Source organism: Corynebacterium suicordis DSM 45110, from assembly GCF_015351405.1.
Taxonomy (GTDB): domain Bacteria; phylum Actinomycetota; class Actinomycetes; order Mycobacteriales; family Mycobacteriaceae; genus Corynebacterium; species Corynebacterium suicordis.
In genome coordinates this window covers 131,869-154,961 of the sequence record NZ_JADKMY010000002.1, presented here as the reverse complement: position 1 = coordinate 154,961, position 23,093 = coordinate 131,869, and the positions used below count along the sequence as shown (strand labels likewise).

20 protein-coding genes are annotated in these 23,093 nt (G+C 60.1%); 14 read left to right on the top strand and 6 right to left on the bottom strand.

Going from position 1 to position 23,093, the window contains the following annotated elements:
- The first annotated feature begins 9 nt into the window (after positions 1-9).
- From qcrC to qcrB, 3 genes are read left to right on the top strand one after another with little or no spacing between them, the layout of a single operon-like run.
- Positions 10-909, top strand: coding sequence for a cytochrome bc1 complex diheme cytochrome c subunit (gene qcrC / locus IRY30_RS07055; protein ID WP_194556729.1), 900 nt, complete (start codon positions 10-12; stop codon positions 907-909).
- Positions 906-2,114, top strand: coding sequence for a cytochrome bc1 complex Rieske iron-sulfur subunit (qcrA, locus tag IRY30_RS07050; protein ID WP_194556968.1), 1,209 nt, complete (start codon positions 906-908; stop codon positions 2,112-2,114). The genes qcrC and qcrA overlap by 4 nt, the downstream gene beginning before the upstream one ends.
- Complete coding sequence (gene qcrB / locus IRY30_RS07045) at positions 2,111-3,736, top strand: cytochrome bc1 complex cytochrome b subunit (protein ID WP_194556728.1); 1,626 nt, start codon at positions 2,111-2,113, stop codon at positions 3,734-3,736. The genes qcrA and qcrB overlap by 4 nt, the downstream gene beginning before the upstream one ends.
- 137 nt (positions 3,737-3,873) lie before the next feature.
- Here qcrB and IRY30_RS07040 read toward each other — a convergent pair whose 3' ends face one another.
- Positions 3,874-4,563: a 3'-5' exonuclease gene (locus tag IRY30_RS07040; RefSeq protein WP_194556727.1), complete on the bottom strand. Its 690-nt coding sequence runs from the start codon at positions 4,561-4,563 to the stop codon at positions 3,874-3,876.
- A gap of 448 nt (positions 4,564-5,011) precedes the next feature.
- Here IRY30_RS07040 and IRY30_RS07035 point away from each other — a divergent pair, with 448 nt between their 5' ends.
- The 8 genes from IRY30_RS07035 (at position 5,012) to IRY30_RS07000 (ending at position 13,302) form a co-directional block, all read left to right on the top strand.
- On the top strand, positions 5,012-5,605 hold the full coding sequence (locus IRY30_RS07035; RefSeq protein WP_194556726.1) for a C40 family peptidase: 594 nt from the start codon (positions 5,012-5,014) through the stop codon (positions 5,603-5,605).
- A 250-nt stretch (positions 5,606-5,855) separates the two neighbouring features.
- Complete coding sequence (locus IRY30_RS07030) at positions 5,856-7,046, top strand: C40 family peptidase (protein WP_194556725.1); 1,191 nt, start codon at positions 5,856-5,858, stop codon at positions 7,044-7,046.
- A gap of 36 nt (positions 7,047-7,082) precedes the next feature.
- Positions 7,083-8,282, top strand: coding sequence for a glycosyltransferase family 4 protein (locus tag IRY30_RS07025; RefSeq protein ID WP_194556724.1), 1,200 nt, complete (start codon positions 7,083-7,085; stop codon positions 8,280-8,282).
- A gap of 88 nt (positions 8,283-8,370) precedes the next feature.
- On the top strand, positions 8,371-9,357 hold the full coding sequence (locus IRY30_RS07020) for an ROK family protein (RefSeq protein WP_194556723.1): 987 nt from the start codon (positions 8,371-8,373) through the stop codon (positions 9,355-9,357).
- A gap of 16 nt (positions 9,358-9,373) precedes the next feature.
- A complete protein-coding gene (locus IRY30_RS07015; RefSeq protein WP_194556967.1) occupies positions 9,374-10,105 on the top strand; it encodes a lysophospholipid acyltransferase family protein in 732 nt (243 codons plus the stop codon).
- Positions 10,106-10,171: 66 nt separating this feature from the next.
- Entirely contained in the window at positions 10,172-11,269 is a 1,098-nt protein-coding gene (locus tag IRY30_RS07010; RefSeq protein WP_194556722.1) for an acyltransferase family protein, read from the top strand.
- Positions 11,270-11,303: 34 nt separating this feature from the next.
- Positions 11,304-11,816 carry a polyadenylate-specific 3'-exoribonuclease AS gene (locus tag IRY30_RS07005; protein ID WP_194556721.1) on the top strand — a complete coding sequence of 171 codons (513 nt, stop codon included), beginning with the start codon at positions 11,304-11,306 and terminating at the stop codon, positions 11,814-11,816.
- Between the two features lie 94 nt (positions 11,817-11,910).
- Complete coding sequence (locus IRY30_RS07000; protein ID WP_194556720.1) at positions 11,911-13,302, top strand: class II 3-deoxy-7-phosphoheptulonate synthase; 1,392 nt, start codon at positions 11,911-11,913, stop codon at positions 13,300-13,302.
- An 89-nt stretch (positions 13,303-13,391) separates the two neighbouring features.
- On the opposite strand, the gene pknB is transcribed toward IRY30_RS07000, so the two are convergent.
- Positions 13,392-15,698, bottom strand: coding sequence for a Stk1 family PASTA domain-containing Ser/Thr kinase (pknB, locus tag IRY30_RS06995; protein ID WP_194556719.1), 2,307 nt, complete (start codon positions 15,696-15,698; stop codon positions 13,392-13,394).
- Between the two features lie 146 nt (positions 15,699-15,844).
- On the opposite strand from pknB, the gene IRY30_RS06990 reads away from it, so the two are divergent.
- Entirely contained in the window at positions 15,845-16,246 is a 402-nt protein-coding gene (locus IRY30_RS06990; RefSeq protein WP_288814190.1) for an Rv2175c family DNA-binding protein, read from the top strand.
- Here the strand turns inward: IRY30_RS06990 and IRY30_RS06985 are convergent.
- The 3 genes from IRY30_RS06985 to IRY30_RS06975 are packed head-to-tail and all read right to left on the bottom strand — an operon-like array spanning position 16,236 to position 20,705.
- Positions 16,236-17,822 (bottom strand): alpha-(1->6)-mannopyranosyltransferase A, encoded by a 1,587-nt coding sequence (locus IRY30_RS06985; protein WP_194556718.1) that lies wholly within the window; start codon positions 17,820-17,822, stop codon positions 16,236-16,238. The genes IRY30_RS06990 and IRY30_RS06985 overlap by 11 nt on opposite strands.
- Complete coding sequence (crtI, locus tag IRY30_RS06980) at positions 17,819-19,558, bottom strand: phytoene desaturase family protein (protein WP_194556717.1); 1,740 nt, start codon at positions 19,556-19,558, stop codon at positions 17,819-17,821. Before crtI ends, IRY30_RS06985 begins: the two co-directional genes overlap by 4 nt.
- Before the next feature lie 4 nt (positions 19,559-19,562).
- On the bottom strand, positions 19,563-20,705 hold the full coding sequence (locus IRY30_RS06975) for a polyprenyl synthetase family protein (RefSeq protein ID WP_194556716.1): 1,143 nt from the start codon (positions 20,703-20,705) through the stop codon (positions 19,563-19,565).
- 76 nt (positions 20,706-20,781) lie between these two features.
- Between IRY30_RS06975 and IRY30_RS06970 the strand changes: the two genes are divergently transcribed.
- Positions 20,782-21,750: a methylenetetrahydrofolate reductase gene (locus IRY30_RS06970; protein ID WP_194556715.1), complete on the top strand. Its 969-nt coding sequence runs from the start codon at positions 20,782-20,784 to the stop codon at positions 21,748-21,750.
- On the opposite strand, the gene IRY30_RS06965 is transcribed toward IRY30_RS06970, so the two are convergent.
- A complete protein-coding gene (locus tag IRY30_RS06965; protein WP_194556714.1) occupies positions 21,747-22,334 on the bottom strand; it encodes a GNAT family N-acetyltransferase in 588 nt (195 codons plus the stop codon). The two genes, IRY30_RS06970 and IRY30_RS06965, sit on opposite strands and share 4 nt — an antisense overlap.
- 180 nt (positions 22,335-22,514) lie before the next feature.
- On the opposite strand from IRY30_RS06965, the gene IRY30_RS06960 reads away from it, so the two are divergent.
- Positions 22,515-22,925, top strand: coding sequence for an SAV_6107 family HEPN domain-containing protein (locus tag IRY30_RS06960; protein ID WP_194556713.1), 411 nt, complete (start codon positions 22,515-22,517; stop codon positions 22,923-22,925).
- The last annotated feature ends 168 nt before the right edge of the window (positions 22,926-23,093 follow it).

Genomic DNA, 23,093 nt, shown 5'->3' with positions numbered 1-23,093 from the left:
AGGAACAAGATGGATACCAACTCCACAAACGTGAAAAGCGAAGGTGTGACACCCTCCGCTTCACGTACGGCCAGCGGCCTGCGCCGCCGCCGGAAGATTCGTAAGGCCCTCGCCGGTGCGCTGGCTATGGTTTTCGCGCTCACCGGCGCTGGCTTCATCGCTAACGCGCTCACCCCTGATTCCCAGACTGCTGTAGCTCAGCAGGATGCCACCGCGCTGGTTGATGAAGGCAAGCAGATCTACCAAGTAGCTTGTATCACCTGCCACGGTGCCAACCTGCAGGGTGTTCAGGACCGCGGTCCTTCCCTCGTTGGCGTCGGCGAAGGTGCCGTGTACTTCCAGGTACACTCCGGCCGCATGCCGATGCTGCGCAACGAGGCACAGGCTTCTCGTAAGACCCCTCGCTACTCCGAGCAGCAGGCTCTAGCACTTGCCGCTTTCGTGAACTCCAATGGTGGCGGCCCAGGCATCGTGCGTAACGATGACGGCTCAATCGCCATGGATTCTCTGCGCGGTGCAAATAACAACAACGGTGAGATCGACCCAGCTGACGTAGCTCGCGGTTCCGAACTCTTCCGTTTGAACTGTGCGTCCTGCCACAACTTCACGGGCCGTGGTGGCGCACTCTCCGGTGGTAAGTACGCCCCAGCGTTGGATCCTGCTAACGAGCAGGAGATCTACCAGGCAATGCTCACCGGCCCACAGAACATGCCGAAGTTCTCCGATCGTCAGCTCTCCGCTGACGAGAAGAAGGACATCATCGCATTCATCAAGTCCTCCAAGGAATCTCCTAACCCAGGCGGTTTCGGACTGGGCGGCATTGGCCCCGTCACTGAGGGCATGTTGATGTGGTTCGTCGGCATCGTGGTGATGATCATCTTCGCAATGTGGATTGGAAGCCGGCAGTGAGCGATGAAGTGAATACTCAGTACACAGACAAAGAGCTCAGCAACATGAGCAACGAAGAGCTCGCCCGTCTGGGCACCGAGCTCGATGGAGTAACGGTTGCGTACCGCAAGGAACGCTTCCCAATGACTAATGACCCAGCCGAGAAGCGCGCCGCCAGGGGAGTAGCTCTCTACTTCGCACTGGCCGTCATCTTCGGCCTGGCGTTCATCGCGGTTTACCTGTTCTGGCCTTGGGAGTACAAGCACCTCGAGCAGGACGGCCTGTGGTGGTACAGCCTCTACACCCCATTGCTGGGACTGACCTCTGGTCTTTCCATCATCTCCCTGGGCATGGGTGCGGTGAAGTACACCAAGACCTTCGTACCGGAGGAGATCTCGGTACAGACTCGTCACGACGGCCCTTCTGATGAAGTGGATCGCCGTACCTTGGTGGCCTTGCTGAATGACTCGTGGCAGACCTCGACCCTTGGTCGACGCCCAGTTATTGCCGGCCTTGCAGGAGCTGGCGCAGCGCTTGCTGGTTTGGCTGTCATCTTGCCACTCGGCGGCATCGTCAAGAACCCATGGAAGCCAAAGGCAATGGGCATCGCTGGCGACGGCACCCTCTGGACCACCGGCTGGACCTTGGTGGAACAGGGACACAAGGTGTACCTCGGTCGCGATAACGGCAACGTCGCCGAAGAGCACGATGGTCACTACAGCACCGACGGCATTTCCCGCCTGGTTCGTATCCGCGCCATCGACCTGGATGCGGGCTCCATGGAGACCGTGTTCCCGCTCACCGAGGACATGGTTAACGACGGCGCAGAGTACGACCCGAAGCGTGATGTGTACGAAGATCACATGCACTCCATCCACGGCCCACGCAACTCCGTGATGCTGATCCGCCTTCGCCACGAAGACGCTCAGCGCGCGGTGCTGCGTGAAGGCCAGGAGGATTTCCACGCCGGAGATTACTTCGCTTTCTCTAAGATCTGTACGCACATTGGCTGCCCTACTTCCTTGTATGAGCAGCAGACCAACCGCATCCTCTGCCCTTGCCACCAGTCGCAGTTCGACGCACTGCACTACGGCAAGCCAATCTTCGGACCGGCTGCCCGCGCTTTGCCGCAGCTGCCAATCTCCGTGGACGAAGAGGGTTACATGTACGCCAAGGGCAACTTTGTTGAACCCGTTGGCCCTGCTTTCTGGGAGCGCCGTTCATGAGTACCAAGACTTCACGCCTAAACAAGGCGGCTAACAACATCGATGAGCGATATGGTGCCTCCGGCATGATTCGCCCACAGATCAACAAGGTATTTCCTACCCACTGGTCCTTCATGCTGGGTGAGATCGCGCTCTACGCGTTCGTCATCCTCCTACTCTCCGGTGTGTACCTGACCCTGTTCTTTGACCCCTCCATGTCGAAGGTCATTTACGACGGCGCTTATGCACCACTCAATGGTGTAGAAATGTCCGCTGCGTACCACACCGCGCTGGACATCTCCTTCGAGGTGCGCGGTGGCCTGTTCATCCGCCAGGTCCACCACTGGGCTGCACTGCTGTTCGCCGTGTCCATCATGGTGCACATGTTCCGCATCTTCTTCACCGGTGCGTTCCGCAAGCCACGTGAAGCTAACTGGGTTATCGGTTGCTTGCTCCTGCTGCTCTCCATCGCCGAGGGCTTCATGGGCTACTCCCTTCCCGACGACCTTCTTTCCGGCGTGGGTCTGCGCATCATGTCCGCGATCGTGGTTTCCCTGCCAATCGTGGGTACCTGGTTGCACTGGATCATGTTCGCTGGTGACTTCCCAGGCATGATCATCATTCCTCGCCTGTACATCGCGCACGTGCTGCTGATCCCAGCTATCCTGCTGGCTCTCATCGCGGCTCACCTCGCACTGGTGTGGTACCAGAAGCACACCCAGTTCCCCGGACCTGGACGCACCGAGAACAACGTGATTGGCGTGCGTATTCTGCCAATCTTCGGCCTCAAGGCTGCATCCTTCGGTCTGATCACCGCTGGTGTCATCGCTTTCATGGCTGGCGTGTTCCAGATCAACGCGATCTGGACCCTGGGCCCATACAACCCTTCTCAGGTCTCCGCTGGTTCCCAGCCGGATATCTACATGCTGTGGACTGACGGCGCCGCCCGTGTCATGCCAGCATGGGAGCTCTACTTGGGTAACTACACCGTGGCCGCTGTGTTCTGGGTAGCTCTGCTGCTGGGAATCCTGGTTGGTCTGCTGTTCGCTTACCCTTGGATCGAGCAGAAGATGACGGGCGATGACGCCCACCACAACCTGCTGCAGCGTCCACGCGATGTGCCAACCCGCACCGCGCTGGGTGTCATGGCGATCTCCTTCTACGTGATCCTGACCATCTCTGGTGGTAACGACCTCTTCGCCTACCACTTCGATATCTCCCTGAATGCCATGACCTGGCTGGGACGTATCGGTCTGGTTCTGGTTCCGCCGATCGCTTACTACGTCACCCACCGCATCTGCGTTGGCTTGCAGCGCAGTGACCGCGACGTGCTGGAGCACGGTATCGAAACCGGCACCATCAAGCAGCTTCCTTCCGGTGGCTTCATTGAGGTTCACCAGCCACTGGGCGGCATCGATGAGCATGGACATGCCATCCCGCTGACCTACCAGGGTGCTCAGGTTCCAAAGACCATGAACGAGCTGGGCTTCGCCGGAGCTCCTGGTCGCGGTGGCTGGTTCTCCCCAGACAACCAGGACATTGCCGATAAGGCAGAGGAACTGGATCACCAGAACCACAATGAGATGAAGGACATGTTCACCAAGCTCACGGAGAAGAGCATTCGGGATTCAGATAAGCACTAGTTGCCGAATCCCAGGGATCACTCGATGAGTGAGACCTAGGTGATCGAAAAGGGCTCCAGCATTGCGCTGGGGCCCTTCCTTTATGTCTGATGCTTTGTGGGCAGTATTACTGAGCCCTGGATCCACGGAGCTTTCCTCTAACTCCGCTGTGCGCGTTGGATTCTTTCCAGACCCTGGAGCACCTCGAAGGTAGCCCGAGAATCGTCCAGTGCGCGATGTGAGGGCTTGTGGGCGGTTTTCAGGTACTCGGCGACGTTAGATAGCCGGTAGCGCCCAACGCTCTCTCGCGGGATGAGGTTACGTGCTGCCTGCGCTGTGCATTGCAGCGCAGCAGGGGAGAGGAACTCCCAACCAGAGGATTGAGTGCGCTGCGCTTCGGCTTCCAAAAAGCTGATATCGAATTCGACGTGGTGACCGACGAAGTATGCGGGCGGGTTTCCTCGGGAAAACCCGTGGACTGCGTTGGTTTCGTGAAGAAAGTCTAGAAGATCCACCAGGGCAGCCTTCGTGTCCTGTGCTTGCTGCAAATGCGCATCGCTGAGGCCAGTGATGCGTTGAATGACTTCCGGTAGAGGGCGGCGTGGGTTAATCAGCGTGTGAAACGTGCTGGCCACTTCTCCATCAATGACCCTGAGTGCCCCCACCTCGATGATTTTCTCTGTGGATGGGTCTAACCCAGTGGTTTCCACGTCAATGACCACACAGTTTTGCAGGGTCTCACTCAATGGAGCGTTGCTTCCAGTAAGGCTGCTGCTCGCGGTTTGCGCAGAGTTCTCCGCACCACGCTGTGGTGAGCGGGAGGATCCGTTTACTGGCTGTCTGTGCACGGATGCCATCTTAATCGGGAGCAAGACTGGGGCATTAATGGTGCGCCGAATCTGGAGGATTCTGGATTTCTGCGCCGTTTCCGGGATATTTGTGATGAAGGTCACATTCGTCTGAATATGGCAGATCGACCTTCGATTTCCGCTTGACGGATGTTTTCTGCGTTCCGGAGTATGCCCTGTTCAGCGAAAGATAACGACTCGGTAACGGAGCGGTAAATTTTCGGGTTGCGCACACCCGAAAAACTACACTTTCTGCAAATTGTAACCATTTCGAGATATATCCCGTGTTTGGCTAGACATGTATCGCAACCATTTCGTAATCTTTTCGAGACCTAAGAGGCGAGGGCATCTCGTCTAGGCCCTCCAAGTCGTAATGGTGATGGCAATAGTCACCAGCGAGAGACATTTTGTCTCACGAAGAATAATCGAAAGGTTCAAGACGAACACTATGGGAAAGCACAACCTGAAGAGCTCCACTCACACCAAGCGCAACGCTGCAATCATGGCTGCTGTAGGTGTTGGTGCTGCCGTACTTAACCCTGCGTCAGCTCAGGCAGCTCCGGTTACTGTTCCAAACACCAACTTCACCGTTGATGTCCCTGATGAAGTAATGCCACACATCAAGCCTTACCTGACTCAGGCTGAGCAGGCCGCTGGAAACGTTGCAGCAGCAACTCCCGCTCCAGCACCCGCTACCTCTGTCGGCCAGGACATCGCCAACAAGGCTCAGTCCAAGATCGGTGCCCCTTACGTGTGGGGTGCTGCTGGCCCTAGCTCTTTCGACTGCTCCGGTCTGACCTCTTGGGCATACGCTCAGGTTGGAAAGAACATTCCTCGTACCTCTGATGCACAGGCTTCCGCTGGTACCCCAGTGGCTATCAACGCCCTGCAGCCAGGTGACATCGTCTCTTACTACGGTGGCGCTTCCCACGTGGGAATCTACATCGGCGATGGTAAGATCGTCCACGCATTGAACTCTGACGCTCCTGTGCGTATCGATTCCCTGAACTACATGCCAATCAACAACGCAGTGCGTTTCTAAATCTGGCAAAACTCGGTGTCTTGGTGCGAATATTCGTCCCAACCGCCCCCTCAATACAGCGGAACTGGTGAAGCACAACGTGCTTGACGGGTTCCGCTCGTGTTGTGAAGAGAGCAGGAATGCCTCTGCCACGGGCAGTGTGTGAGAGAGCTCTTCGGAGTTCGTTTAATTCAGTGTTTTCTCTAGGATGTTTTTCTAGAATCCGCTGAATTGTGGTTCCTATCCGTTTTCATTTCTCAAGAAGGTTCGTGTGTCCAGCACTTCTTTTCATTCTCTAGCTCGCCCCCAGGGTCGCTTCTCCCGCTCCGTGCAAGCAACATTGCTCGCGCTCGCCATTGGAGTTTCTCCAGTTGTTCCCTCCGCTCTAGCGGATCCCGCGCAGAATCAGGCCCAGAATTCTCAGCAAGTTCCGAACCCTGACGATGCAAAAGCCTTTAATCGCTACATTGATGAGCTGCTAGCTAAGCCGATTCCGCAAGACGTGGACGGCCTGTTGGCACACATGAAGCAGGTTTCCCACGTCACTGGTGCTGCTAACGAAAAGGTGCAGCAGAACCAGCTGGATCTCGACAAGGCTCGGGCTGAGCTTGATGGTGTCCAAAAGGACGTTGAGAAGACCAAGCGTGAATCCGATATCGCTCTGCAGAACCTGCAGAACTCTGAGGAGAGCGTGAAGGATGTCTCCCAGTCTATGTACCGCGGTGCCTCTGTAGATCCGCTCACCGTTCTCTCCAGTGCCTCCGGCCCACAGGCAGCGATGGAGCGCGGTAGCTACCTGGCCAGCTTGGCAGAGAGCAAGGATCGCACCATCTCTGTTCTGGACGAGGATCTGCTCAAGGCAGTCAACCTCAACTCGGAAGCTAATCGCGCGAAGTTCCGCGCTGACTTCCGCGTCAATGATCTCGGCGCCCGCCAGCGGGTGCTGGATCGTCAGACCCAGAAGCTGGATGAGCTCAAGAAGCGCGTCATGGACGTGGTGGATGGGCTGAGCCCGGAGGATCGTCAGCGCTGGGTGGACAGCAATGGCCCCATCGACGTCAACGTTGAAGAGTTCCTGGGCAAGCTCAAGCAGCCTGATTCCCCAGTCGCCGCCAAGGTGAACCAAACCGGTGCAGTAGCTGCGGCGCTGTCCAAGCTTGGCTCACCTTACGGTTGGGGCGCCTCCGGACCGAATGAATTCGACTGCTCCGGTTTGATGCTCTGGGCATACCAGCAGACTGGCAAGACCATCCCTCGCACCTCTCAGGCCCAGTTGGCCGGCGGCCAGCCAGTCAGCCGCAATGAGCTGCAGCCGGGTGACATCGTGGGCTACTACCCAGGAACCACGCACGTCGGCATGTACATCGGTGATGGCCAGCTGGTTCACGCCTCTGACTACGGAATCCCAGTGCAGGTTGTCCCCGTGGATTCCATGCCGATCTCCGGCGCAGTTCGCTACTAAAAGAGCCGGTCTGGCTAGCCGCTACAATGTGCAAACATGACGGATAGCTCAGTGGGGCGCCCTCGGGTGCTCGTGGTGACAAATGACTTCCCGCCCACTTTGGGCGGGATTCAAACGTATGTGCGGGATTACTTGGCCACCCTCAGCACACAAGATGCGCACGTCATCGTCTTTGCCTCCACTCAGGATGCCGCTGCTGCCCAAGCCTTCGATGCCCAACTGCCGTACACGGTGGTTCGCTGGCCCACGAAGGTCATGCTGCCCACTCCAGCTACCGCGCGGAAGATGGCAGCACTCATCAAAGAACACCAGATAGACACAGTCTGGTTCGGCGCTGCTGCACCCCTGGCGCTGTTGGCTCCGGCCGCGCGCAGAGCAGGTGCCCGCCGCATCATCGCGTCCACGCACGGCCATGAGGTCGGCTGGTCCATGTTCCCCGGCACCCGGCAGATCCTGCGGCGCATCGGAGATTTCGTGGACTGCCTCACCTACGTCTCTCATTACGCCCGCGGTCGCATGATGGCAGCTTTCGGGCCCAATGTGGCCTGGGAGCCCATGCCCGGTGGCGTGGATACTTCGCTGTTCCGCCCAGACCCAGGCATGAGGGAAGAGCTGCGGGGGAGATATGGCGTCGAAAAAAAGAAGGTCATCGTGGCCGTCTCACGAATCGTCAGCCGCAAGGGGCAAGACACCTTGGTGGAGGCCATGCCCGCCGTGCTGGCGCAGCACCCGGATGCGCACTTGATGCTGGTGGGGCCGGGAAAGATGGGCATCAAGCTGGAGCGCAGGGCGCAGTCCTTGGGCGTGCAGGGTGCCGTGACGGTCACCGGGCCAGTGGATTTCTCCGAGCTCCCGGGGCATTTCTGCATGGGTGACGTGTTCGCGTTGCCCGTGCGTACGCAGCTGGGCGGGTTGTCGGTGGAGGGTTTGGGGATCGTGTTCCTGGAAGCTCAGGCCTGCGGGGTGGCCACGATCGCCGGGGACGGCGGAGGCGCTCCCGAAACGGTGATTGACGGCCAGACGGGGCTGGTGGTTTCGGGTCGCGAGCCAGGTCAGGTGGCAGCCAGGATTAACGAGCTTCTTTCCGACGCCAACCTGCGCAATTCACTGGCAGAAACCGGCCGGAAACGCGTCAACGATGCGTGGACGTGGGAAGTCCTCCGTGATCAATTCCTTGCGGTTATCCACGGCCGGGGGATGAGGCCGCCTCAGGTGGCGTGGAATGTCCCTGCCTAAAGAAGCGCGAGTGGCGCACGGCCCGAGGTTCCCAGTTAGGCACGGGGTCAGGGCAGCGCGCTAGAGTTGATGAGGTTTTCTACGAAAGATGAGAGGCAGCGGAGTGAGCGAAGAGCTCTTGACGATCGGTATTGATATTGGGGGAACAAACCTCCGCGCCGCTGTGATCAACCAGGCCGGGGTGGTGCTGGACATGGAGCAGCTGCCCACTCCGCCTTCGTCCGGAGCTCTCGAAACCGCAGTGGAGGCCGTGGTGGATAAGCTCACCGCTCGGCATCCGCAGGTGGCCGCAGTGGGCCTGGCCATCGCCGGATTCGTGGATGAGAACCAGGAAACCGTGCGCTTTGCCCCGCACCTGCCATGGCGCGGATCCAATGTGAAGCAGAACATGAGCAAGCGCCTGGGCCTGCCCGTGACTGTGGAACACGATGCGAATTCAGCAGCGTGGGGTGAGCACTTCTTTGGTGCTGCGAAAGAAACGAAGACCTGGGTGCTCTGCGCATTGGGTACAGGCATCGGCGGGGCCATCATGATGAACGGGGATATCTACCGCGGGGCATTCGGCGTGGCTCCGGAGTTCGGCCACCTCACCGTGATGCCCAATGGACGGCGCTGCCCCTGCGGTAAGCGCGGTTGTTTGGAGCGTTACTGCTCTGGTTCGGCGTTGCCGTTGACCGCGCAGGATCTCATCGCCATGGGCCGCTACCCGGAATCCCGGTTGGCACAGGAATACGGCAACCATCCGGAGGAAATCACCGGCCGCGTGGTGGTGAACATGGCGCGGGAGGGCGACCCGCTGGCTCTGGCAGTGATCAAGGACATGGCTACGTGGTTGGGCAGGGGCCTGGCCATGGTGCAGGACATCCTGGACCCGGAATTGATCGTCCTCGGCGGGGGAGTAGCTGCCGATGCGGATCTGTATTTGGAACGTGCTGAGCGGGTGATGCACCGCAGCGTGGTGGGCGCGGGAAGCCGCCCAGTGGCCAGGCTTGCGGTTGCCGAGCTGGGTTCACAGGCAGGTATGATCGGCGTAGCTAAATTGGCTCGCAACGAGCTGCTGGGTGACAAAGGGTAGAGAAGGGTCAATGCGCATGAAGAGAGATACGTACTGGTGGCTGAAGAATGTTTTCGTCGGCCCATTGCTGCGCATTTATAACCGGCCATTCTCGGAAGGCCTGGAGAAACTCCCCGCGGAAGGCCCGGTTGTGGTGGCCTCCAACCACCTGGCAGTGATGGATAGCTTCTACCTGCCTCTCTTGGTGCCTCGGAAGATGACGTTCCTGGCCAAGAAGGAATACTTCACCACCCCAGGTTTGATCGGCGGGATCCAGAAGTGGTTCTTCTCCTCAGTGGGTCAGGTGCCCATCGATAGGGAAGACAAGACTTCCCAGTCCGCTGCTTTGCAGACCGCGTTGCGCGTGCTCAAGGAAGGCCGCGTGCTGGGAATGTATCCGGAGGGTACGCGCAGCCCGGATGGTCGCCTCTACCGCGGTAAGACCGGATTGGCGCGCATTGCCATGCAGGCGGATCTCCCCGTGTACCCGGCAGCGATGATCGGCACCAAACAGGTCAACCCCATCGGCAGCTGGATTCCCCGGCCTTACCGCTGCGGTTTCCGGATTGGCGATCCCGTCCACCCAGCTGATTTCCGGGATGCCGGCGATGAATACGCTCAGGCGCGCGCCTTCACCAACGCCATCATGGAAGCTCTCCAGGAACTGTCCGGCCAGGATTACGTGCCGGATTTCTATGCTGCGGACGTGAAGAAGTCGCTTGAAGCTGGGGCGGGTTACCCAGAGGGTTCTGAACCGCGTTCCCACTAGGGGTTCGCAGGCGCTGCCGGAACGGTTTGACCGCGCCCTCCATCACCTGCAATCGTTAGATCTCTCATGAAACCTTCAGATTCGGGACCACGCCCGCAGCTCGCGCGGTCCCAAGAACGCACTGCTGCGGCCACTCGCCGCATTGAATGGGCAGATTGCGCCAAAGGTTTATCCATCATCGGCGTGTGTCTGATGCACGTGGTCACCGGCGTTCCCGGAGGCATGGAGACCCCATGGTTCTGGGTCTCCACAGTCTTGGACCCGCTGCGCATGCCGTTGTTTTTCCTCATCTCGGGCATGTTCGCCCACCGGATCATCTCGTGGAATGCGGAAACACTCTGGTTTCGCCGCCTCTGGTTTCTGCTGGTCCCGTACCTGGTGTACAGCCCGGTGCAGGCTGCCACCAGGCTTTATATCGAGGATTCTCTCTCGCTCACCCATGTGGTGAAAGCTGTGATCGTCGGTGATCCCGGCCTGTGGTTCCTCTACACCCTGATGGCGTACAACTTGGCGGCAGTTTTGCTTCGACGCCAACCGCCCTGGCTAGCAGTAGCTCTCTCCTTTGTGCCGGCGATCGTGGCCGCAATGGCGGGTCTGATGGTGATTCAGGGCGTGTACCAGGCGCTGACGTATGCGCCGATCTTCTTCCTCGGCCTGCACTACCGGAGCCTGTTCTTCAGCATTTCGCATCATGCGGGTCAGCTCCTGAGCGTGGCAGCAGCAGTGGTTCTCTTCGCACTGGGGGAATTGCTGTACCGCGGCATGGATATTTACTACTTCGAGGGTTGGAGTGAGATCATCGCCAGCCAGCAATCCATGCTCATGCAGGCGCGAATCCTGGCTGCTGTGCCGATGGGAATCATGCTCGCAGTGTGGATTTCCTACCTTCCGGTTCTGAAAAGCATCTTCGGATTCGTGGGCAGGAATACACTGCCTATCTACGTGTCCCACCACGCTTTTCTCGCTTTGTTTGACCTGATCATCTACCCGCACCTGTGGGAAACCCAGCCACAGCTGCGACCGAGCATTGAAAACCCTGACCTGCGCGTGCTGTGGGGGATCCTCATCTGCATCACCGCGGGAGCGGTGTTCTACGGACTCAGCAAGGTTCCCGTGGTGAAGTGGACCATGTACCCACCACCGCTGCGCAAGCCTGCCCGATAACCTCCCATGCGCAGCAGCGTTTAAGCTAGTAAACGTGCGCTATTTCTATGACACTGAATTTATCGAAGATGGAGAGACCATTGACTTGGTCTCCATCGGCGTGGTTGCGGAAGACGGACGGGAGTTCTATGCGATCTGCACCGATTTCGATGCCTCCCGCGCGGGAGACTGGGTACGTCGCAACGTACTAAACCAGCTCCCACCTCGCTCGGATTCGCGATGGATGGATACCGAGACGCTCAAGCGCAAACTCTATGAATTCCTGCTGCCGGGCCACGAGCCGGGGGACTACCTGAGCCAGCAAGATCGGCCAGAGCTCTGGGCATGGGTGAGTGCCTACGATCACGTGGTGCTGGCACAGCTGTGGGGCGACATGACCGGATTGCCCCGGGAACTGCCCCGATTCACTCATGAGCTCAAGCAACTGTGGGAAATGGCGGGGCGCCCACGGCTGCCGGAGGCCCCCTCCAACGCGCATGACGCCCTCGCGGACGCGCGCTTCAATGTGGTGAAGTATCGGCTGTCGATGCAGGCGCTGGGGCGCTAAGGGTGGCGTCGGGAAAAAATACCTGAGAGCAACCTCAAAGAAGCAGGAAGTCCGAGTGCGTACTTGTTGCGCGTGACCGAGTATGCTGTGATCCATGGCTTGGACTATTGACGTACCTTTAGATGAATTGCCCGATCTGCCACCGCTGCCACCAGCGATGTCGGAGAAACTTTATGGCGATGTACTTTCGCGCGATGCAAAGCAGCAGCCCTCTTGGGATGCTGATCACGCCGCACGCGTGCGGAAGATTTTGGAATCCGTTCCACCCATCGTGGTGGCACAAGAGGTACGCCGGCTGAGCAACCAGCTGCGCGATGTGGCACTGGGCAAGGCCTTCCTGCTGCAGGGCGGCGATTGCGCCGAGACTTTCGAGTCCAACACAGAACCACACATTCGCGGAAACGTGAAGACGCTGCTGCAGATGGCAGTGGTGCTTACTTACGGTGCCTCCACCCCAGTGGTGAAGATGGCTCGTATCGCAGGCCAGTACGCCAAGCCCCGCTCCGCGGACCGGGAAAGCAACGGATTGCTGAGCTACCGCGGTGACCTGGTCAACGGTGTAGAGGCCACTGAAGAAGCGCGTGCTCACGATCCCTCCCGCATGGTGCGGGCTTACGCCAACGCTTCTGCAGCCATGAACTTGGTGCGCGCGCTCACCACCTCCGGAACCGCGGACCTTTACCGCCTGCATGAGTGGAACCGCGAGTTCGTGGCCAACTCCCCAGCGGGTGCTCGTTACGAGGCGTTGGCCGAGGAGATCGACCGCGGCCTGGAGTTCATGAATGCTTGTGGTGTCTCCGATTCTCAGCTGCACACCGCGGATATTTACGCTTCCCACGAGTCCCTGGTGATGGATTACGAGCGCTCCATGCTGCGCTTGGGCCATGACGAAAACGGCGAAGACGCGCTGTACAACCTCTCCGCTCACCAGGTGTGGGTGGGAGAGCGCACCCGCGGTCTGGAAGATGCGCACATTCAGTTCATCTCCATGATCGCCAACCCGGTGGGCGTGAAGATCGGCCCTACCACCACGCCGGAAGAGGCCGTGGAGTACGTCCGCACCCTGGATCCCAACAACATCCCGGGACGGCTCACGCTGATCTCCCGCATGGGATACGACAAGATCCGCACCGTTCTGCCTCCGATCATCGAGGCAGTGGAGGCAACCGGGCACAAGGTCATCTGGCAGTGCGATCCGATGCACGGCAACACCTACACCGCATCCAACGGCTACAAGACCCGCGATTTCGACCGCATCATCGATGAGGTGCAGGGATTCTTCGAGGTCCACCGCTCCCTGGGCTCTCACCCAGGCGGCATCCACGTGGAGCTCACGGGTGAAGACGTGACCGAGGTTGTCGGCGGCGGTCAGTCCATCACCGATGTGGATCTGCCTGAGCGCTACGCCACCACCGTGGATCCGCGCCTGAACACGCAGCAGTCCTTGGAACTGGCGTTCCTCGTGGCTGAGATGCTGCGCAACTAAATCTTCTCAAAGCTCTCAAAGCTGGGAATGCTCATTGCGAGCGTTCCCAGCTTTTGTTGTGTCTGGGGTACTTGCAGCGTTTACAGCTTTTAGAGCGTCTTCAGCTTCACCGTATCGCCCGCGCGGATGCGCGTTCCTGCGCTCGGTGATTGCGAGTACACCCGCCCATCACTGGGACCGGAGATCTCCACTTCCACGCCGAGTTTCTCCAGTTCACGGCTCACTGATTCCGCACTCTTCCCGATCATGAATGGCACGCGAACAGAATCTGAGGCGTGGATGCTCACGTTCGTATTCGCGGCTGGGTTCACCAACTCACCCGCGGCGGGGGACTGCTTAGCGATGTCTCCCAAGCTCACCGAAGAATCATCCACGGATTCCCCATCTACGGGGTTGAGCCCAGCTGCACGCAGCGCCTGGCGTGCCTTTTCAGCGGACATACCTTCCACATCGGGCACCTTGATGGCATTGCTGATCACCAGCGTGATCTCACTGCCACCGGGGGCTTGCTCGCCTGTGCCGGGGCGGGTCTCAATCGCATCCCCGGCCTCAATGCTGCTTCTGAATTCGCGGACAATTTCACCCACCTCTAGCCCTGCGGCCTTGATGGTGCTGGTGGCGCGTTGCTGGCTTTGCCCCTTCACCCCGGGGATGCGCACGGGCCGTGGACCCTTGCTCAACCGCACCTCAACCGTGCTTTCGGTGTTCACTTCGCGCCCGGCAGGAGGGGAGGTTTGCGCGATCTGCCCCTTGGGCACATCCTGCGAATACACTTCTTCACCCAGCCGCGCGCGAAGCGTGCGATCCTCCAGCTTCTGGGTATAGGTGGACACCGTGTCCGCCCGTCCCGGCTCTGGAACGGTCGGCTTTCCCAGGGATACGAGCACCGCTACCTGGCTTCCCCGCGGTGCTCGTTCACCAAAAGGAGGGTCGGTTCCCATCACTGATTCCCGGGTGGAATCGTTGGAATAGACTTCCTCCACCCCGGAGGTGAATCCCGCCTCTTCCACCGTGGCTTGTGCCGTGACCCGATCCATCCCCACCACAGCCGGCACCTCGCCGTAGCGACCACTGGTCAGCCACCACGCACCCAAAGCCACCGAAACCAGCAGCGCCAGCAGAACCACGATCCACAGCACGGTCCGTCCTGTGGAACGGTTGCTCAACGTTGGTGGGTGGGCACCATCATTTCTTGTCGACGCCACCCCGGGGTCATCCACATGGTGCACCGGGCCGGCAGGATAGGGATTGAGCTGAGGGCCAAGGGGTTGCTGGCTCAGCGGATACGCCGCAGCGGGGTGATGAGAATCAATGCCGGGGTGCGGCTGCATCGCACCGGGATTGGCCGGTTGCAATTGCGTGTGTGTGGTCTCGGTGAAAGGACGTGCCGGGTGTGGCTGCTCTGACGTGCGGCTGGGCCCACCGAGATTCACCGCGCGCGTGGACATGGATTCGTCATCCCAGGAGAGCCGCTCGCCATAATCCGCACCCTCGAGGGCGTTGCGTACCGCGGAGTGCTGAGGGGAGGGCACCTTGAATGCCGGGAGGCGGAGCACCCGGGAGGTCTCTTGCACGGCGTCGAGAAATTGGGTTCCATCAGCGAACCGACGGTGTGGGGCGCGGGCGGTGGCCCTAGCGATGAGCTCATCGACTTCCGCCGGTACACCGGGGATCACGCTGGAGGGAAGGGGGACATCCCTGTGCAACCTGGCCATCGCGGTGCTCACGGGGTCTGCCTCGCGGAAAGGGGTGTGGCCGGTGAGCAGTTCGAAGAGCAGGATGCCCGCGGAGTAGACATCCGAAGATTGCTGCAGCGAACTGCCTTCCACCTGCTCGGGGGAAAGGTAGCCGACCGTGCCGATGACCTTGCCATCGTGCGAGGTGGCACCACTGGAATTCACCCCGGTGGCGATGGCGCGGACCAGTCCGAAATCGGCGAGTTTCACCTGGTGGGTATCGCTGATCAGCACGTTATCCGGCTTGATATCCCGGTGGATCATGCCCGTGGAGTGAGCCACGGAGAGCGCGGTGAGCACTGGCTCCATCACGGCCAGAGCTGCGTGCGGGGGCATGGGCCCGCGTTCCTTGAGTAGTTCCCGCAGTGAGCCACCAACCACCAGCTCCATGACGAGGAAAACGTATTCGCCATCTTCGCCCTGATCAAAAACATTCACCAACGCGGGGTGATTGAGCTTGGCCACGGCGCGGGCTTCGCGCTCGAAGCGGGCGCGGAAAGAGCGCTGATCTGCCAACGCGGGATCCATCACCTTGACTGCCACTTCACGATCTAGGCGAGTATCCACGGCTGAATAGACGGTGGACATGCCTCCGCGGGCAATCCGCGCGCCGATGCGATAGCGGTTGTCCAGCAGGTCTCCGGTGTAAAGCTCACTCACGGTGGGGTGGATGTCCTTTCATCGCGGGGCTTTCTGCGCCCGAAGCGCGAGATTCATTAACCCATACTAACTGCACCCCACCCCGGCACAGGAGAGCGCATGGTGAGCAATCCACACGCGGACGGGCGTGGGCTACAGTGGTTTCTGTGAATAACGAGCGAGAAACCACAGAAGAATCAGTCATTTTGGACCAAGCCACCGGGGGAGTTCCCGCTGGGGAATCGGTCATTGCTATTCCGGATGCCGCCGAGCGCATGGGCGTGGTGGTGACCAAGGTGATGGATCTGCTCAACAACGGTCAGCTGCTGGCGATCCGCCTGGACAATGTCCGTTATATCCCGGAGATGTTCTTCACCGAGGACGGGGACCTCAACAAGTTTGTTCCAGGTGTGATTTCCCTGTTGTCTGACGGAGGCTACAGCTCCCAGGAGATTCTGGAGTACCTCTATGAAGCCGATGATTCCCTCCCCGGGCGACCAGTGGACGCGCTGCACGGGCATCTGGCCCGCGAGGTGATGCGCCGGGCACAGGCGATGGCTATCGTTTAAGCGCTTGTGCCTGCGCTGGCGCTGGTGCGGGCGTCTGCGTTTCCCCCAGCACCCGGGCTTCATTGAGCACCCACGAGTCGGTCTGGTGTGGCTTGCGCAGCGGACTGTAACCGGTGGCTCCGCGCAGTGCCCACCACATGACCGCACCGATGAGTAGCACCCACCAGAGGTTGTAGAGGCGGTTGTTTCCGCCGCCATCGAACATGAAGCACAGGGTGGCGGAGAGCCAGGCCGCGATGAAGATGATCCGCCTGTCGGTGGCCCACACCGCCAAGAGAGCGAGCACCGCGGCGTAGTACCAGGGGAGGGTCACGGAGTTGAAGATGCACGTGACCAGATAGGCCAGGCTCGCACCCTTGAGGGCCTGCATCTCATCACGGCGATACATCCACCACACCACAGCCAAACCGAGGACCATCAGTGCGGTGGTGAACGGCCGGATTGCGCTGACCAGCACGTTGAAGGTCAGGTCGTCGTCGACCAAACGGGTGAGCGTGGGCTCCAATGTGGAGGCTAACAACGACGGCAACGCCAGGGGATTAATCACCTTGGTATTACCGGCCATTTCTGCGATCCAACCCCAGGTTTGCCCAGAGAGCAGGGTGACTGCTTGGATCACTCCGCCGGTGATGGCCAGGGCAGCGATGCCGCTGAGCATCAGGGTGCCCAGGCGTTTCCAGGATTCACGGAACAGCGCAACCGGCCCAGGACCTGCCCAGCGGGCCACGAAGATCCACACCAAGAATGGCAAGGCGATGAAGGCCGTGACCTTGAGCGAGACTGCCAGCGCAATGAGCACGGTTCCCGCCAGGAAACCCGGGAGGGGACGTAACCGCAGCGAAAGCACGAGGCCGAGCAAGACCAGGGCCATCATGATGTTCTCGTTGTGCATGCCACCAATCAAGTGGATGATGACCAGCGGGTTTGCCACGCCCAGCCACACAGCTACCGAGGGGCGCGTGCCCACGTAGCGAGCCAAGCGGTTCACTGACCAGATCATGCCCGCGATGGAGGCCACGGAGACGATCTTGAACACCACGGTGCCCGCGGTGATGTTATCCCCGGTGATGGTGGTGATGAGCTCGCTGATCCACAGGTGAAGCGGACCATAAGGGGTGGTGGTGTTGCGCCAGTCCGAACTGACCTCGAAGAGAATGGGCCCCGGATTGGCAGCCGCGCCATGCTCATAAGGGTTGATGCCATCGCGGGCCAGCGTGCCCTGCATGAGATAGGAGTACAGATCGCGGGACATCATGGGCCCGGCGAACATCAGCGGGGCAATCCAGGCAAACACCATGGGGGCATCCAAGGAGTGCCCGTGACGGAGAATGTGCCCGCCAGCCACCATCCAGCTAAGCAGCAATAATCCCACCCCGATCCACATGATCACCACCATGATGCCGGTGAAGTGGCCAAAGGTGAGAGAGGTGAGGTTCATGATGTGCAGAACTCCACCGCGGGCACGCACTGCACCGGCGGCGTGGGAACTCAGCGCCAGGATGATGGAGCCGATGAGCCCCAGAATGATGGCATGGCGCCACGTCAGGGCGCGTAGCCGCATGGTGAAGGTGCTCATCGCACCCCGCCGCCGGTGATTCGGCGTGCCGCGAGCGCACCGGAAACCAAGACGGTGGGCACACCCACGCCCGGGGTGGTGCCACAGCCGGCCAGCACCAGGTTGTCCACGCCATAGGCACCCGTGTTCCGCGGACGGAAGGGGCCGGTCTGGCTGAAGCTATGCGCCACGGAAAATGGCGTGCCTTCCCCGTATCCGTGCTCGGAGTGCCACGTGGCAGGGGTATCTACCCGGGCGATGGCCAGGGATGAGCTGAGTTGGGAGAATCCGCGTTGCTCCAAGGTGTTGAGAATCTCCTCCACGTAAGGATTTTGGATGAGGTTCCACTCTATGGGGGCGGAGGCCAAATTCGGAACTGGCGCGAGGATACTGATCGGTTCATATGTAGCCCCGGCGGCATCGCGGATGATCCGGGAGGGGGCGGTGCGCGCGGGGCGGGTGATGAGGAACGAGGGATCACTCATGATGCGCCCGCGACCCTTGCGCGCTGTGAGCTCGGTGAAGGTGTCCTCCCAAGCCTCGCCAAAGCTCAGCGTGTGGTGGGCTGAGGATGCGAAGTGTTCGGAAACATCCGTGGGCACAGTGCCGTGGATGACAACCGCGGAGGGGGACCAGCGCAACGGAAGCGGCCTGTTGGCGCGGCGGGTGGAGCGTTGCATGGCGCGCCGGGCTGTGCGCATAGTCCGGCCGGTCTTGCCTTGCAGGCTGCGCTGCATCATCTCATCCAGGACCGCGAGATCCGTGGTGCAGATGACAGCGTCGGCGGGGATAACCTCCCCATCAGCCAGGCGCACGCCCGTGATCTGCGTGCCTGCCGAATCCATGTGGAAATCCTCCACTGCGCAGTTCAAGCGAACCTGCGCCCCCGCTTTCTGCAGCGCTCCGGCAATGGCTTCCGCAGCCTCGCCAATGGAGTGCTGCGGGTAGTACACGCCCATCCCGGTATCCATGTGACCAATCACGGAGTACACCGCGCGGGCGGCTGCGGGGGCCTGGCCAGCATAAAGGGCCTGGAAGGTGAAGAGCCTAGAGAGCTCATCATCATCGATATGAGAGCGAATGGCTTTGGAGAGCGAGCCAAAAGCGCCCAAACCGGTCAACCGCAACAGGTCATTGGCCGCTGCGGGAGTAGAAACCAGATCCACCAGGGAATCGAAGTCCGCAGCCACGAAATTCTCAAAGGATGCCGCGAACATCTCTTGAGACCAATCCCGGTAGCTCCGGAAACCTTCGGTGAGGCGAAGCGCGGCCCCGGTCTGATCCGCAGGGAATTTCTCCGCTGCGAAATCCGCGATCGCCTGCGACATGCGCGCCCGATCCGAATACAGATCAATGCTGCGCCCAGAGGCGAACTGCGCATGATAGGCAGGCGAGAGCTTGTTCAGCTTCCAAGTCTCAGGCATGTGCTGACCCAGCGCATGCACCGCTGATTCCACCAGCTGCGGCATGGTCAGGACAGTTGCACCCGTATCAGCGGCGAATTCACCGTGTGAGCTGCGGAGAATCTCCGTGGCGCAGCGCCCTCCCACGTGATCGGCTGCTTCCAACACGGTCACCTGCAGTCCAGAAGCGCGCAATCGAGCCGCCGCCGCCAAACCAGAAAGCCCGGCACCCACCACCACGATGTGCTGCGATTTTTCCGCGTAACGCTTTCGCTTCGTGGCTCGGGTCATGGGCACCAGCGGGCGGGGAAGCCGCAGGTGGCGACGATCTTTGCCATGGGATGCAGCAGCCATATTCTCAGTACTTCCTATCGCTCAGCTTGGCGGTGACGTCCACCATTTCCTCGGTGATCTCCGCTCCCAAGTTCGCCCCGCGGATGGTCTCGATGGCCCGCTGGCTGCGCCGCGTGATCCATTCCTCGATGTCAGCCGCGGCGCCGCTCTCCACGATCACGCCGCGCAACTCGTCGATTTCTTCCTCTGTATCGACAGCCCCCAAACCATTTCTTAACTTTTCGACGCCGCCCTTGACACCCTTGCCCTCTGCCAAATTGATCAGCGCTTGATTGATCAGCGCGGTGCGCTTGCCGGTCCGGAGGTCATCTCCGCTGGGCTTGCCAGTGATCTCTGGCTTTCCGAAAACCCCGAGCTGATCATCGCGCAGCTGGAAAGCCTCGCCGATATCCTGGCCAATCTGGCGCAGGGTACTCACCACTGCTTCATCAGCCCCGACGAGTGCCGCACCAATGTGCAGGGGACGGGCCACGGTGTAGCTGGCGGTTTTGTACTCGATGACCTTGAGGGAATCCTCCACGCTTTCGCTGCCGTTGGCTTCGAGGGTGACATCGAGAATCTGCCCCGCAATCACCTCGGTGCGCATCGCCCGCCATGGATTCCGGCTGGCCCGCAGTGCTTGAGCGCTGATCCCGGACATGCCAAACATGTCATCCGCCCAGGCCAGAGCCAGATCACCGGTGAGGATGGCCTGGCTGGTGCCGTAGTGCTCGCTTTCACCTGCCCAGGCATGCTCGCGGTGCTGAGCCGTGAACCTGCGGTGGGTGGTGGGAGAGCCGCGCCGGGTATCGGATTGATCGATGATGTCGTCATGGATCAGCGCACACGCCTGGATGAACTCCATTGCAGAAATAGCGGTGAGGAGTGATTGGGGGTCCGGGGTGGCGTCGGGAAAAGGAAAATCAAAACTACCGCCACCGCCTTCCACGCCCGCACGAATGCCGGCCCACGCGAACATGGGGCGAACCCGTTTGCCACCGTCCACGGTGAATTCCCGAAGCAGGGAAATGGCGTGCGCAAACTGCGGGCCGATCGCGGCGAATTCCTGAGTACTGGCCGCGAAATAATCCGCCACGCATTGGTTGACGGCGCTGGGAACTGCGGAAAGAGGGGAAGCCAAACCCCACGTGGACTCAGGAACACTCATGTATCCAGATTCTACAGGCTGGGCCTTTTCACCCAATCTCAGTTCGCGAATGGGTATGGCATTAGTATCTTCTGGCATGGTGCAAATCCGCAGGCAGGTGGCTGTCTCTGAATCTCTCAAGCTCAACACCCCAGGAAGGGTGCCGTTTAGCGTGGAGTTCATGCCGCCGCGCGATGATGCAGCTGAGCAGCGCTTGTGGGGTGCGGCTGAGGCTTTTCACGACCTCGGGGTGAGTTTCGTGTCCGTTACTTATGGCGCGGGCGGTTCTACTCGCGAGCGCACACTGCGAGTGGCTGAGCAGCTGGCCAGCAAGCCGTTGACCACCTTGGTGCACATGACGCTGGTGGAGCACACGGAAGCGGAGATTCGCGACCTGCTGCGCACCTTCGCTGACCTGGGGCTGACCAACCTCTTGGCCTTGCGCGGGGATCCCCCGGGAGATCCGAATGCGGAATGGGTGCAAACCGAGGGTGGGCTGCTGTACACCGATGAGCTCATCAAGATGGTGCGGGAAATGCCGGAGTGCGAGGACTTTGACATTGGTATCGCGAGCTTCCCGGAGGGGCATTTCCGCTCTCCTGACTTGGAGGCGGATACGCGGTTTACGCTGCAGAAACTGCGTGCCGGGGCGGAGTACTCCATCACGCAGATGTTCTTCGATGTGGAGCACTACCTGCGGTTGCGCGATCGCCTGGCCGCGGCCGACCGGGAACATGGTGCGAAGCCCGTGATTCCGGGACTGATGCCGATCACCTCGCTGCGCGGAGTACGCAAGCAGATGGAGCTGGCGAGCGCCGCACTCCCGAAGGACGTGGAGAACAAGCTCATGAAGGCAGCCAACGGGGACGAAGCCGCTAACCGGGAGGCGATCCGCGAGGTGGGCATCGAGATTTCCACGGGAATGGCGGAGCGCTTGATGGCTGAAGGAGCTCCAGATTTGCACTTCATGACCATGAATAACGTGCGCGCCACGCAGGAAGTGCTGCACAACCTGGGCATGGCTCCGGCCTGGGGGCCGGGCTTTGGCCACGATATGGTGCGCTAAAGCGCCTTGCTGAGGATGGCAAACGGGCGGTTATCGGCAGGGAAGTAGAAATCCCTAAGCACTTCCCGGAAGCCCATGCTGCGGTAGAGGCGCCACGCACTGTTGTCCTCACCTGGGCTTTCCGGAGTGGAGAGCAGCACGTGCTGCTGGGAGATGGATCCCAAGTGCTTTCTCAGGAGCGCGCGCCCGATTCCCTGGTGCTGCACGCGGGGGCTGACATGAAATTCTGAAAGCTCGGCATAATCCGCCAGGGTGGAGCGGACTTGCTGTGGGGAGCGGCCCGCGGCGGAGAGTCCGCGGGAGACCTGCTGATTCCACCAATTTTGTGGCTCGCCGCGGAAACTGAAGCACACGCCGACTACTCGCTGGGAAGGATCATCAATATCCGGTTGTTGTTCTGCTGTGTGGAGTAGTGCCAGGTGACAGCGGAAATCTTTGTGGTTCATGGTGGAGAGCCACAGGGTTTGCCGTTGGCTCCGGTAGGAGGCTGGGTAATCCATGGCGGCAAGGTGGAGCTCAATGAGTTCCGCGATGCGGCGGCGGAACTGCGGGGGCGACGCAGTGACGATGGATACCAAGGACATGGAAAACATGATGCCATGAGGATCAGGGCAAAAGAGCAGGTGTTCTAGAATTGTTTGTAAAATAGAACGGGTGTTCTATTTATGATTTCTGGTGGGAGGGTCTTGTCTTGAGCGTTCCTATATTGATTCTTAAGTGATCAGCGAGGCAGTAAAACGAGGCGGCAGAAGGAGTGTGGCGAAATGAATGCAGTGCAAAGGATTCATCCGCGGGCGGGGCACAAGAGCGCTGCTGAATATTTGGACGATGCCGAAAGGCAGCTGGCGGCATCTCGGCAGGCAGAACGGCTGGATGCGGCGATGTCGCTCTCGTACCGGGCTGCGTTGCGGGGGGCCGGGGCGATGATTGAGCTCATGATGGCGGACAGGAAGCGGCGCCCCAAGGGCAGCGCGTGGGACAAACTTCGTGCGTTGGATCCGAGTCTGAGCGAGCGCTGCCAGCGATTCGAGGTCCATGCCCGCTTGGCGAGCCGCGCGGACATGGGACTGGAGAAAGATGTGAGCCCTCTGGTGGTGCAAAAGCTCTATGAGCAAGCGTGTGATCTGGTGGATCTGGCGCGCGATCGCGTGGAGGGATCTGCGGTGGTTGCTTAGTTGGAGCGCGCGCAAGTAATGAAGAAAGTCTGCCGTAGAGGGAACTAAATCCGTATGCTGGGCGTTGTATGGAGTAGTTCCTTAAATAGCATCTGCCTGCGCTCTCAGTGAGCGGAAGAACATGGCGGATTCATTGCGCAAGTACGCGGTGGGTGAGTCAGGTAGATT

Bases quoted from the DNA above. Each gene is read 5' to 3' on its own strand.
- IRY30_RS07020 (WP_194556723.1), top strand. From the start codon at position 8,371: ATGAGAGGCAGCGGAGTGAGCGAAGAGCTCTTGACGATCGGTATTGAT.
- IRY30_RS07025 (WP_194556724.1), top strand. From the start codon at position 7,083: ATGACGGATAGCTCAGTGGGGCGCCCTCGGGTGCTCGTGGTGACAAAT.
- crtI (WP_194556717.1), bottom strand. From the start codon at position 19,558: ATGGCTGCTGCATCCCATGGCAAAGATCGTCGCCACCTGCGGCTTCCC.
- IRY30_RS07015 (WP_194556967.1), top strand. From the start codon at position 9,374: ATGAAGAGAGATACGTACTGGTGGCTGAAGAATGTTTTCGTCGGCCCA.
- IRY30_RS06985 (WP_194556718.1), bottom strand. From the start codon at position 17,822: ATGAGCACCTTCACCATGCGGCTACGCGCCCTGACGTGGCGCCATGCC.
- IRY30_RS06960 (WP_194556713.1), top strand. From the start codon at position 22,515: ATGAATGCAGTGCAAAGGATTCATCCGCGGGCGGGGCACAAGAGCGCT.
- qcrB (WP_194556728.1), top strand. From the start codon at position 2,111: ATGAGTACCAAGACTTCACGCCTAAACAAGGCGGCTAACAACATCGAT.
- IRY30_RS06975 (WP_194556716.1), bottom strand. From the start codon at position 20,705: ATGAGTGTTCCTGAGTCCACGTGGGGTTTGGCTTCCCCTCTTTCCGCA.
- IRY30_RS06965 (WP_194556714.1), bottom strand. From the start codon at position 22,334: ATGTCCTTGGTATCCATCGTCACTGCGTCGCCCCCGCAGTTCCGCCGC.
- IRY30_RS07000 (WP_194556720.1), top strand. From the start codon at position 11,911: ATGGCTTGGACTATTGACGTACCTTTAGATGAATTGCCCGATCTGCCA.
- IRY30_RS07010 (WP_194556722.1), top strand. From the start codon at position 10,172: ATGAAACCTTCAGATTCGGGACCACGCCCGCAGCTCGCGCGGTCCCAA.
- IRY30_RS06970 (WP_194556715.1), top strand. From the start codon at position 20,782: ATGGTGCAAATCCGCAGGCAGGTGGCTGTCTCTGAATCTCTCAAGCTC.
- qcrC (WP_194556729.1), top strand. From the start codon at position 10: ATGGATACCAACTCCACAAACGTGAAAAGCGAAGGTGTGACACCCTCC.
- IRY30_RS07035 (WP_194556726.1), top strand. From the start codon at position 5,012: ATGGGAAAGCACAACCTGAAGAGCTCCACTCACACCAAGCGCAACGCT.